An 11,998-nucleotide genomic window follows, 5' to 3' on the forward strand; every position below is an offset into this window, starting at 1 on the left:
GAAAGTCGCGCAAATGTGCTACCGCTTGATCACTTTTTGCCCCATCTAGAGCGAAAGCAAAGGAAATGATCATGCAACAAAGCCGTCTTGACCTTTTTGTCGACCGTATGGTGTCCCAACGGGCCTGTCTGGATCACGCAGCGAAAGTCATCGCGGACATGGAGGGGCCGGTGTTCGAACTTGGTTTGGGCAACGGGCGGACCTACCATCACATGCGGCACATTATGCCGGACCGTGACATCTATGTGTTCGAACGGGCGGTGGCCTCGCACCCTGACAGCACGCCGCCCGAGGACATGGTTCTGCTGGGCGACGTCTTTGAAACCTTACCGCAGGCCCATGCCCGCTTTGGTGCAACAGCGGTTTTGATCCACGCTGATCTGGGCGGCCACAATGCGCAAAAGAACGACCTCTTTGCTCAGAAAGTCTCACCTGCCATCGCCCCGCTGCTGGCGGTTGGCGGCTTGATGGTGTCGTCCGACCGGATGTATTTCGACGATCTGGTCGAACAGCCGCTGCCGGATGGCGCGGTTCAGGGGCGTTGTTTCATCTACCGACGCGAGAGCTAGGGAACCGGCAACCTGGTCGATAGCGGCCCTTCGGGGAAAGTTTACCTGGCAAGATGAAGAGGCGGATCAGCGCCAAGTGACGTTGCGGCGTGTTTTGAATCGCTTGCCCTTTTTCTGTGCACGCCTAGGCTGAAACATGCGCAAGGTGGAGGATCCATGCGCGTGTTTCAGAACCAGCGGAGGACGCATGAGCGACAAGATTGCCTATTCCAGAGAAGGCGACATCGCCATCCTGACGGTCCAGAACCCGCCCGTGAACGCGCTCAGCCACGCTGTGCGCCAAGGCCTGTGGGACCGGATGGAGCAGGCCGAGGCAGATGATGGTGTGCGCGCCGTTCTTATCGTGGGCGAGGGACGTGCCTTCTTTGCCGGTGCCGACATCACCGAATTTGGCAAACCCCCGCTTGAGCCGCACCTGCCTGACCTGATCAACCGGATCGAAGCATCGCCGCTTCTCGTTGTGGCCTCCATGCACGGCGTCAGTCTGGGTGGCGGGCTCGAGGTGGCGCTGGGATGCCACTACCGCATCGCCGTCCCCTCGGCCAAGGTGGGTTTGCCCGAAGTGCATCTGGGTTTGATCCCCGGCGCAGGAGGGACACAGCGTTTGCCGCGCCTGACGGGTGTTGAGGCGGCACTGGACGTGATGACCACTGGTCGGCATATCGGAGCTGGCAAGGCCCATGAATTGGGCATCATCGATGTTATCGAAGATGGTGATCCGAAGGCCAACGGTATCGCTTATGCCCAGCAGCTGCTGGATGGAGGTGCCAACCGCCGTCCGGTGTCTGAAATGGACCCGCCCGCCGCAATCGATTGGGACAGGGCGTTCGAAACCATTCTTGCCAAGGGTCGGGGCCAAATTTCGCCAGCCTGGTGCGTGCGTGCCGTGCAGGCCGCAGTCGAAAAACCCTTTGCCGAAGGGCTGAAGGCCGAGCGTCAGATTTTCTATGATCTCATGCAAACGGATCAGCGGCAGGGCATGATCCACTCGTTCTTTTCCGAGCGCGCGGTGGGCAACCTGCCCGAGTTGAAAGCGGTCAAACCGAGGGCAATCCAGCACATTGGTGTGATCGGTGGCGGCACGATGGGGGCCGGCATTGCCACCGCAGCTCTGTTGTCCGGGTTGGAAGTGACGCTGCTGGAAATGAGCGCGGAGGCAGGCCAAGCCGCCCGCGACCGGATCGAACGCAACCTGTCGGGGGCCGTGAAGCGGGGCAAGATCACCCCCAACCAGCACGATCAGATCCTGACACATACCCTCGTGGTTGTGACCAACTACGACAAATTACAGGACGTCGATCTGGTGATCGAAGCCGTATTCGAAGACATGGAGGTCAAGAAAAAGGTCTTTGCCGAGTTGGACCGCGTCTGCAAACCCGGCGCCATCCTCGCCTCCAACACGTCGTATCTGAACATCGATGAAATCGCCGCCACCACTTCGCGGCCCGCTGACGTGCTGGGCCTGCACTTCTTCTCGCCGGCGCATGTGATGAAGCTGCTTGAGGTTGTTGTGGGCGACGCCACCGCGCCCGATGTGACAGCCACCGGCTTCGCGTTGGGTAAGATGCTGGGTAAAATCAGCGTGCGCGCAGGTGTCTGCGATGGGTTCATCGGCAACCGCATCCTCGCCACCTATCGCACCGCTGCCGACCAGATGATCCTGGACGGTGCCTCGCCCTACGAGATCGACACGGCCCTTGAGGACTTTGGCTTTGCCATGGGCCCCTTCGCTGTCGCTGACCTTGCGGGCCTCGACATCGGCTGGGCCGTGCGTAAACGCAAACGGGCTGAGGGACACGCCCCCAAGCGCGATGCCACCTATGCTGACACGCTCTGTGAGCAGGGCCATTTCGGTCAGAAGACGGGTAAGGGCTATTACGATTACGCCGCTGGCCCCAAGGCGCGCGTGCCCAACCCCGACGTGCTGCCGATGATCGAAGCTGACCGCGCACGGCTGGGCATCACGCCCCGGAACTTCACGCATGAGGAAATCGTGCGCCGCTACATGGCCGCCATGGTCAACGAAAGCGCCAAGGTCGTGGGAGAGGGCATCGCCCGCCGTCCCCTCGACGTCGATATGACGCTGCTCTTTGGCTACGGCTTCCCGCGCTACCGGGGCGGGCCGCTTAAATGGGCGGACATCATGGGGCTCGGACCCCTGCTGAACGACATCAAATCCTATGCCACAGAAGATCCTGACTTCTGGGCACCGGCGCCGCTGCTCGAACAGCTGGTGGCCGAAAACAAAACCTTCGATGACCTGAACAAAAAGGGCTGAGATATGGACCTGAGCTATTCCTCCGAAGAACTGGCTTTCCAGGAAGAGATACGCACATTCCTGCAGAACGATCTTCCAAAAGACATCGCCGAAAAGGTCCGGCTTGATGGAGACCTGACTAAGGACGATATGGAACGCTGGCACGCGATCCTGAACGCGCGCGGCTGGCTGGCGCAGAACTGGCCCAAGGAATTTGGCGGCGCTGAATGGTCCGCGGTGCAACGGCACATCTACGACACCGAAGCCGCTGATGCCCACGCCCCCCGCATCGTCCCCTTTGGCTTCTCGATGCTTGGCCCGGTCCTGCAGAAATTCGGGTCCAAGGAACAGCAAGACCACTGGCTGCCGCGCATGCTCGACGGCACCGACTGGTGGTGTCAGGGCTATTCGGAACCCGGCGCAGGCTCTGACCTTGCTTCACTGAAAACCAAGGCGGTGCGGGACGGCGACCACTACATCGTCAACGGCCAGAAAACGTGGACGACGCTGGGCCAGTTCGCCAACATGATCTTCTGCCTTGTCCGTACAGACTCGGATGCCAAACAGCAGGAAGGCATAAGCTTCCTGCTGATCGACATGGACACGCCCGGTGTCGAGGTGCGGCCCATCATCCTGCTGGATGGCTGCCATGAGGTGAACGAGGTCTGGTTCACGGACGTCAAAGTGCCGGTCGAAAACCTCGTAGGCGAGGAGAACAAGGGCTGGACCTATGCCAAGTACCTGCTCACGCACGAACGTACTGGCTTGGGCGGCGTCGGCTCAAGCGAGGCAGGGCTGAAGGCCGTCAAGCGCATCGCCAAGGCCGCCAATCACAACGGCAAGCCGCTGATCGAAAACCCGCACTTCGCGGCCCGCGTCGCACAGGTGGAGATTGACCTGCGCGCCATGGCCACGACCAACTTGCGGATCATCTCCAAGGCCGCTGCCGGCGAGGCGCCCGGGCTCGAAGCCTCCATGCTCAAGGTCAAAGGTTCCATTCTACGCCAGGAAATCAACGACCTCGCACGTCGCGCCGTTGGTCCTTATGCCATGCCCTTTGCATCCGAAGCGGTCGAAGGGGCCAATGACCGTATCCCGGACCCGCTCGATGCAGGGCCGGTGGCAGGCCAGTATTTCAATAATCGCAAGCTTTCGATCTTCGGCGGCTCCAACGAAATTCAACGCGGCATCATCGCCAAAGTAACTATGAGCGGAGGCGCGTAATGGACTTCAACCTGACCGAAGAACGGCAGATGCTGCAGGACACGCTGCGGCGCTACCTGCGTGAACAGTACGGTACCGAACGACGGAACGAGATCCTGGCCTCCGACACCGGCTTCTCGTCCGACATCTGGGCCGAACTGGCCGAACTTGGTGTCCTTGGTGCACTTTTCACCGAGGATCAGGGCGGCTTTGGCGGCGCGGGATTCGACATCGCCGTGGTGTTCGAGGAACTGGGCCGCGCAGGCGTGGTCGAGCCGGTGCTGGACTCCGCCTTGGTAGGGGGGCGGCTTCTGGCAGCTGCAGGCAAGGCGGATATGGTCGAACAGGTTATCGGCGGCGCGATCCATCTCGCCGTCGCGCATGGCGAACCCGACAGCCGCTATGATCTGGACCACGTCAACACGACGGCTACAGACAACAAACTGACGGGCCGCAAGGCCGTGGTGATGAATGCCGAGGCGGCAGATCACCTGATTATCTCAGCCAAGGATGGCGACACAATCGCGCTCTACCTCGTGGACAAGGGCGCACAGGGCCTCGACATCCAAGGATACCCGCTTCTGGCAGGCGGCCGCGCCGCCGAAGTCACCCTCGACAACACGCCCGGTGCGCCGCTCGATCTGACGCTCACCGACTTTGAGGCCGCCAACCGCCTCGCAATTATCGCGCAATGCGCCGAAGCGCTTGGCGCCATGGAAACCGCCACCGCGCTCACCAAGGACTACCTGATGACGCGCAAGCAATTCGGGCGACCCATCGGCACGTTCCAGGCGCTGGCCCACCGCATGTCCGACCTGTTGATCGAGATGGAACAGGCACGCTCTGCCGTCATCAACGCCGCAGGCTACGCCGACGATAAGGACGCCGACCTGCATCTGTCGGCTTCCAAAAACCTGATCGGGCGCATTGGCCGTCTGGTGGCCGAGGAAGCGATCCAGATGCATGGCGGTATTGCCATGACGCAGGAATACGAGCTTGCCCACATCGCCAAGCGGATCGTGATGGCGGACCACCGCTTCGGCGACACGGACTACCATTTGGAGCGGTTCATTGCCCTCTCTGCCGCCTGACGGACCAGGCATCATCCGCGACGAGACGGGTGCGCAAACGCTGCTCGGCTACGTCGTGGACATCCGCGAGGCGGACGGCGTATCACGCTGCTGGCTCGACATCGGCGCGCAGCATGGCAACCGCCATGGCGGTCTGCACGGGGGCATTATGTCTGCCATGCTCGACAATGCGATGGGTTTTGCAGCAGCCCGCACAGGTGACGACAACGGCGATACAAAAGTGGCGACGTTGACGATGACAACCAACTACCTCGCTCCTGCCCGGAAGGGGGTGGTGGTCGCGACGGGTGAAGTGTCCGGCGGTGGACGTAGCACGATCTTTACCGAAGGCCGGTTGGAGGATGAAAGCGGCACCGTCCTTGCCACATCCACGGGCGTTTACAAGCGGGTGCGGGGTGGATAGCGTCTATAGTCTTCTCGCTCATCAGGTTGCAACACGGCCTGATGCACTGGCTGTAGAGGATTCAACCGGCGCTCACCTGACCTACGCTCAGCTGAGCGCTGCCGCTGACGAGATTGCCGAGGTTCTCAAGACCAATGGCATCGCCTCCGGCGATCGCGTGATGATCGTCTCCGAAAACTGCGCTGCCAAGGTCGCCGCTCTCTTCGCCACTTGGCGCTTGGGCGCGACCGCCGTCCCGATCAACGCCCGCCAAACCCCGGCTGAACTGGCCCGTGTGGACGCCCATGCAGAACCAAAGGCAGTGTTCTTCACCACACAGGTATCCGCGGATGCAATCAACCACGACAAAAACGCACAAAACCCCGAAGCACATATAGAACCCGGCACAGTATCCGGCGTATGGGGCCAGTTGTCGCTACACTGTCCCCGCGGGGACAGCTTTCCCGGGGACAAGGATGTCGCCGTCCTCCTCTATACCACCGGAACGACAGGCGATCCCAAGGGCGTCATGCTCACCCATTCCAACGTCCGCTTCGGTGGCAGGACCAGCGCCGAGCTGCGAGGTATGACGCATGACGATCTGATCTACGGCGTGCTGCCCACCACCCACGTCTTCGGCCTTTGCTCGGTTGTCGTCGCCGCCATCCATGCCGGTGCCCCGGTGCGGTTGGTGCCCCGTTTTGTCGTGGCCGACGTGTTCGACGCTCTGCGCGATGGCATCACTCTTTTCTCGGCCGTGCCGCAGATGCACGCCCTTCTGATGGCCCACGCCAAGTCACTTGGGGAAACGGCACTCGGGTCAGACACGCTCCGTTATGTCTCTTCGGGCGCGGCGCCGCTTGATCCCACGTGGAAGCGTGAGGCCGAGGCGTTCTATGGCGTGGCGATCCAGAATGGTTACGGCATGACGGAAAGCACTGCTGGGACGGCAGCGACCCGCAACAGGATTGGCGACCCCGATACCTCCGTTGGTCCCGCTTTGCCGGGCATCGAAATCGCGATTGACGACACCGTGCCGGGCGGCGAAGTGCTGACCCGCGGATCCCACGTGATGAAGGGCTACTTCCGCAATCCCGATGAGACGGCCAAGGTGTTGGATGACGATGGATGGTTGCGAACAGGAGACCTTGGGCAGATCGATGCAGAGGGCAAGTTGCACATTCTGGGCCGGGCCAAGGAGTTGATCATCCACGGCGGGTTCAATGTCTTTCCGCCCGAGGTCGAGGCGGCGTTGAACGATCATCCAGATGTCGTTCAGGCAGCTGTTGTCGGACGGACAAAAAGCGGCGACGAAGAAGTGCTGGCCTTTGTGCAGGTGCCGGTTGGCAGCGCCCTTTCCGAAGAGGATCTGCGGACCTTCGTCAAGGATAGGCTTGCGGGGTACAAACGACCGGCACGCTATATACTGGCGACCGAGCTACCGGCCGCTCCAACGGGCAAGATTCTCAAGCACAAGCTGATCGAGACCTTTGCGAACCAGCTGATCTGACGCGCCGAAAAGCGGCTACGTCCAGACTCCTTCCGCAGCCGCGCGGATGCTGCGGATGTTCTCTCCGTAGGGACCCGGATTGTCGACGGAACCACCCCGGAACACGGCAGAGCCTGCGACAAGCACGTCCGCCCCTGCCTTTGCCACCAGCGGAGCCGTGGTCGGATCAACGCCGCCGTCGATTTCGATGTGCACCGAGCGGTCGCCGATCATAGTGCGCAGGGCTTTGATCTTGGACGTCATGTCGATGAACTTTTGCCCGCCAAATCCGGGGTTCACGGTCATCACACAGATCAAATCGACCATGCCGATCACCTCTTCGACCGCGGCGGCGGGGGTGCCGGGGTTGAGGGCGACACCGGCCTTCATGCCCGCCCCACGGATCGCCTGCAGTGTGCGGTGGATGTGGGGGCCAGCTTCCACATGGGCCGTCAGAACGTCAGCGCCTGCATCTGCAAAGGCCTGAATGTAAGGATCTACGGGCGCGATCATCAGGTGAACGTCCATCACACCCTTGATATGCGGGCGGATCGCCGCGCAGGTCGCGGGGCCGAAGGTGATGTTGGGCACGAAATGCCCGTCCATCACATCGACATGGATCCAATCTGCGCCCTGCGCTTCGACGGCGGCGCATTCCGCGCCGAAATTGGCGAAATCGGCGGCGAGGATAGAGGGGGCGATCTTGATCGAGCGGTCGAAGGTCATGCCAGGCTCCTTGCATGTTTGGGTGCGATATATCGGTCCGGCGGCCCAGTGGGAAGGGGCCCTTCGGGGAGGATTTTTTTGAAACAGGGAAGGTGGACCGGGTGGGGGTACACCGCCTTGGATGATTCGCGATTTGGGGGTGTATTTCCGTGTTAATTAGAAACTGAGGGGCGTACATCATAATTAGTTTGACAATCGAATTAAATGGCACGAATGTACGTTTAAGGGAGGACTTCGATGTATCTCGGACTTGATCTGGGCACGTCGGGCGTGAAGGCATTGTTGGTGGATGGCGATGGCCACGCCGTTGGCAGTGCTGATGCGACCTATGACGTGTCAAACCCGCATGCGGGGTGGAGCGAACAGGACCCGGCCGATTGGGTCGCGGGTATAAGCGCTGTTCTGGCGTCGTTGCGGCAAGAGCATCCGTCAGCGTATGGCGCCATCAGGGCGCTCTCCTTTTCCGGTCATATGCATGGCGCGGTCATGGTTGATGGCGCGGGCGTCGTGCTGCGCCCCTGCATCCTGTGGAATGACACGCGCAGCCACGTCGAGGCGGCGGCCATGGATGCCGACCCGGTGGCCCGTGCTGTCAGTGGAAATATCGTATTCCCCGGCTTCACTGCACCCAAGCTGGCGTGGATGGCAAAGAATGAACCGGATGTCTTTGCCCACGTGGCGCGGGTCATGCTGCCCAAGGACTACCTGCTGTGGTGGCTGACGGGCCGCTATGCGACCGAGATGTCGGATGCGGCGGGCACGGCGTGGCTGGATGTCGGTGCGAGGGCTTGGTCGGACGACCTGCTGGCCCTTGGGGGCATGTCCCGTGACCAGATGCCGGACTTGCTGGAAGGCACGGATGTTGTCGGTGAGGTGCAGGCCGCGCGGGCTGATCTGGGTCTGCCTGCAGGATGCAAGGTTGTTGCGGGCGGAGCGGATAATGCGGTGGCCGCCTGTGGTGTTGGTGCATTAGGTGAGGGCGATGGCTTTGTGTCGCTGGGCACCTCGGGTGTCGTGTTGGCTGGTCGGGGCAGTTACGCGCCGGATGCGGGCAGTGCCGTGCATACATTCTGTCATGCGGTGCCGCAGCGTTGGTATCAGATGGGCGTGGTTCTGGCTGCAACTGACAGTCTGAACTGGCTGAGCCGTATCACCGGGCAGGGGGCAGGTGAGTTGTCATCTGCTTTGGGCAATTCGCTCGCTTCACCAAGTGACGTGAAATTTTATCCCTACTTGTCGGGGGAACGCACACCGCACAATGACGCGCAGGTGCGGGGCGGGTTTACCGGCCTCGACGTTGCCTCCGGCGCCGAGGACCTGACCCACGCTGTGATGACCGGGGTCAGTTTTGCCCTGCGTGACAGTTTTGAAGCGTTGAAGGCAACGGGGGCGCAACTGCCCTTGGCCCTCGCTATCGGGGGTGGCAGCCGGTCCGACTATTGGACACGGATGCTGGCGACGACCCTGAACATTCCGCTGGAGCGGCCCGACGAGGGCGCGTTTGGCGCGGCCCTTGGTGCTGCACGGATTGCCATGTGCGGTGACACCGGTGCCGACCCGGCCAGCGTGATGACCAAGCCGCCCGTCGCTGATGTGATACACCCACAGGCCGACCTTGTCGCTGCCTATGACGATGCTTACTCTGCCTTTTCTGGCGCTTACCCCAAACTGAAAGCCATGCCATGACCACTGGATTCTTTGACGCCGTCCCGCCCACCACATTCGGAGGCCCGGACAGCACCAACCCGATGGCCTTCCGCCACTACAACCCGGACGAAATGGTCATGGGCAAGCGGATGGAAGATCACCTGCGCTTTGCTGTGGCATACTGGCATTCCTTTGCATGGGAAGGTGGCGACCCGTTTGGCGGACAGACCTTCATCCGTCCGTGGCATCCGCAGGACGATATGGGCCGCGCCAAGATGAAGGCCGATGTTGCGTTCGAGATGTTCGCGCGTCTCGGCGTACCCTATTTCTGCTGGCATGACGCGGATGTTCGGCCAGAAGGTGCGACCTTTGCCGAAAGCCTGGACCGGCTGAACGAGATCACGGATTACTTTGGCCCCAAGATGGAAGAGACGGGCGTGGGCCTGCTCTGGGGCACCGCCAACATGTTCTCGCACCGTCGTTGGATGTCTGGTGCGTCGACCAACCCGGACCCGGATGTGTTTGCCTATGCAGCCGCCACGGTGAAGGGCTGCATGGATGCCACCCTGAAGCTGGGTGGGCAGAACTACGTGCTGTGGGGCGGTCGTGAAGGCTACGAGACCCTGCTGAACACCGACATGGGGCAGGAACTGGACCATATGGGCCGCTTTCTGTCGATGGTCGTCGAATACAAGCACAAGATTGGGTTCAAGGGCCAGATCCTGGTCGAGCCGAAGCCGCAAGAGCCGTCGAAGCACCAGTATGATTTCGATGCGGCCACCTGCATGGGGTTCCTGCGCAAGTATGGACTTGAGGATGAGGTGAAGCTGAACCTTGAACAGGGGCATGCCATCCTGGCTGGTCATTCGTTCGAGCATGAGATTGCCGTCGCCGCGTCCGACGGGATGCTGGGGTCCATCGACATGAACCGCAACGACTACCAATCGGGCTGGGACACCGATCAGTTCCCCAACAATGTGCCCGAGGTGGCGCTGTGCTACTACCACATTCTGAAAGCCGGTGGTCTGGGCAATGGTGGCACGAATTTCGACGCCAAGCTGCGTCGTCAGAGCCTCGATGCCGAGGATTTGATTGCTGCCCATGTCGGTGCCATGGACATTTGTGCCCGGGGTCTGAAATCTGCGGCTGCGATGATCGAGGATGGTGGTTTGGACGATGTGTTGAAGGCGCGTTATGCGGGGTGGGAGACAGCGGAGGCGCAAGCGATGCTGGGCAGCGATCTGGCGTCGATTTCCGACCGGGTGATTGCCGACGGGATCGAACCGCAGCCCCATTCGGGCCGGCAGGAGATATTGGAGAACTATGTCTCGCGTTTCGTATAAGGCGTTTGTTTTTGGCGTGATGGCGGCCCCGGTGTGGGCCGCCGATTTGCCGTTTGACGAGCCAGTGTTTCCGGAGGTTGACAGCGCGCAGGTCGAGTTGGGCCGTTTGCTGTTCTACGATCCGATCCTGTCTGGGTCGAAAACGGTCAGCTGCGCCACCTGCCACCATCCGAAATTTGCCACCGGCGATGGCGTTTCGCTTGGCCTTGGTGACGGGGCCAAGGGGCTTGGTCCGGATCGCGTGGCCGATCCGGAGAACCTGCCGGAGCAACGCATTCCGCGGAATGCGCCGCCGCTGTTCAATCTCGGCGCAACCGAGTTCACGGTGTTTTTCCATGATGGACGGTTGGAAGAGGATGCCAGTCGGCCCTCGGGTATCCGAACGCCGTTGGGATCGGAGATGGAGATGGGCTTTGCCTCGGCCCTGTCCGCGCAATCCATGTTCCCGGTGCTGTCCGCGGATGAGATGGCGGGGCATTATAGTGAAAACGAGATTTCTCAGGCGGTCCGTCAGGGTCTGATCACCGGACCAGGTGGGGCGTGGGATTTGCTGTCGCAACGGGTGGAGGGTATCCCGGAGTACCGTGTACGCTTTGATGAGGTGATCGGTGTCGCTCCGGTCCACTTCACCGATATCTCGGACGCGGTGGCCGCGTTTCTCGACTTTGAATGGCGCGGAGTGGCGAGCCCGTTCGACTTGTACTTGCGCAACGGCACCGAAATGGAGCCTGCTGCCATGCGTGGCATGAACCTGTTCAATGGCAAGGCGCAGTGTTCAACATGTCATTCCGGCCGCTTTCAGACGGATCATGATTTCCACGCCATCGCTATGCCCCAGATCGGGCCCGGCAAGGCTGCGCGGTTTGAAAGCCACGCCCAGGATACAGGCCGGATGCGGGTGACGGGGGATGCCGAGGACGCGTATGCCTTCCGCACCCCACCTTTGCGCAATGTGGCGCAGACCGCTCCGTACGGACACAGCGGCGCCTATGCGACGCTCGAAGGTGTGGTGCGTCACCATCTTGACCCGGTGAGCAGCTTGCGCAGTTACGACATTGCCCAATCGATCATGCCGGGATTTGACGCTGACGATATGCGTGTGTTGTCCGACCCGGCCGAGGTGGAGCGGATCGCAGCGGCCAATGATCTGGCGCCAATCACGCTTCGGGATGACGAGGTGGATGACATCCTCGCCTTCCTGAACGCACTCACCGACCCACAAAGCGTCCGTGGTGCGCTGGGCGTACCTGCATCGGTGCCAAGTGGACTACCGGTGGATCAGTAGCCACAG

General features: G+C 61.3%; 10 protein-coding genes. 9 read left to right on the forward strand and 1 reads right to left on the reverse strand.

Features of this window, described 5'->3' with window-relative positions; all coding sequences use genetic code 11:
• Positions 1-65 precede the first annotated feature (65 nt).
• The 6 genes from Q1A51_RS21320 (at position 66) to Q1A51_RS21345 (ending at position 7,012) form a co-directional block, all read left to right on the forward strand.
• Positions 66-569, forward strand: coding sequence for a class I SAM-dependent methyltransferase (locus tag Q1A51_RS21320; RefSeq protein WP_299205617.1), 504 nt, complete (start codon positions 66-68; stop codon positions 567-569).
• A 187-nt stretch (positions 570-756) separates the two neighbouring features.
• On the forward strand, positions 757-2,847 hold the full coding sequence (locus Q1A51_RS21325; RefSeq protein WP_299602211.1) for a 3-hydroxyacyl-CoA dehydrogenase NAD-binding domain-containing protein: 2,091 nt from the start codon (positions 757-759) through the stop codon (positions 2,845-2,847).
• Positions 2,848-2,850: 3 nt separating this feature from the next.
• Positions 2,851-4,050 (forward strand): acyl-CoA dehydrogenase family protein, encoded by a 1,200-nt coding sequence (locus Q1A51_RS21330; protein WP_299602214.1) that lies wholly within the window; start codon positions 2,851-2,853, stop codon positions 4,048-4,050.
• Positions 4,050-5,120: an acyl-CoA dehydrogenase gene (locus Q1A51_RS21335; RefSeq protein WP_299602216.1), complete on the forward strand. Its 1,071-nt coding sequence runs from the start codon at positions 4,050-4,052 to the stop codon at positions 5,118-5,120. Before Q1A51_RS21330 ends, Q1A51_RS21335 begins: the two co-directional genes overlap by 1 nt.
• A complete protein-coding gene (locus tag Q1A51_RS21340) occupies positions 5,101-5,523 on the forward strand; it encodes a PaaI family thioesterase (protein WP_299602219.1) in 423 nt (140 codons plus the stop codon). The genes Q1A51_RS21335 and Q1A51_RS21340 overlap by 20 nt, the downstream gene beginning before the upstream one ends.
• Positions 5,516-7,012: a class I adenylate-forming enzyme family protein gene (locus Q1A51_RS21345; protein WP_299602222.1), complete on the forward strand. Its 1,497-nt coding sequence runs from the start codon at positions 5,516-5,518 to the stop codon at positions 7,010-7,012. The genes Q1A51_RS21340 and Q1A51_RS21345 overlap by 8 nt, the downstream gene beginning before the upstream one ends.
• Before the next feature lie 15 nt (positions 7,013-7,027).
• Here Q1A51_RS21345 and rpe read toward each other — a convergent pair whose 3' ends face one another.
• Entirely contained in the window at positions 7,028-7,717 is a 690-nt protein-coding gene (gene rpe, locus Q1A51_RS21350; protein ID WP_299602225.1) for a ribulose-phosphate 3-epimerase, read from the reverse strand.
• A gap of 237 nt (positions 7,718-7,954) precedes the next feature.
• On the opposite strand from rpe, the gene xylB reads away from it, so the two are divergent.
• From xylB to Q1A51_RS21365, 3 genes are read left to right on the forward strand one after another with little or no spacing between them, the layout of a single operon-like run.
• Positions 7,955-9,403, forward strand: coding sequence for a xylulokinase (gene xylB, locus Q1A51_RS21355; protein WP_299602227.1), 1,449 nt, complete (start codon positions 7,955-7,957; stop codon positions 9,401-9,403).
• On the forward strand, positions 9,400-10,707 hold the full coding sequence (xylA, locus tag Q1A51_RS21360) for a xylose isomerase (RefSeq protein WP_299602229.1): 1,308 nt from the start codon (positions 9,400-9,402) through the stop codon (positions 10,705-10,707). The genes xylB and xylA overlap by 4 nt, the downstream gene beginning before the upstream one ends.
• Entirely contained in the window at positions 10,688-11,992 is a 1,305-nt protein-coding gene (locus tag Q1A51_RS21365; protein ID WP_299602231.1) for a cytochrome c peroxidase, read from the forward strand. Before xylA ends, Q1A51_RS21365 begins: the two co-directional genes overlap by 20 nt.
• Positions 11,993-11,998 lie beyond the last annotated feature (6 nt).

The organism is uncultured Tateyamaria sp., assembly GCF_947496075.1.
Classification (GTDB): domain Bacteria; phylum Pseudomonadota; class Alphaproteobacteria; order Rhodobacterales; family Rhodobacteraceae; genus Tateyamaria.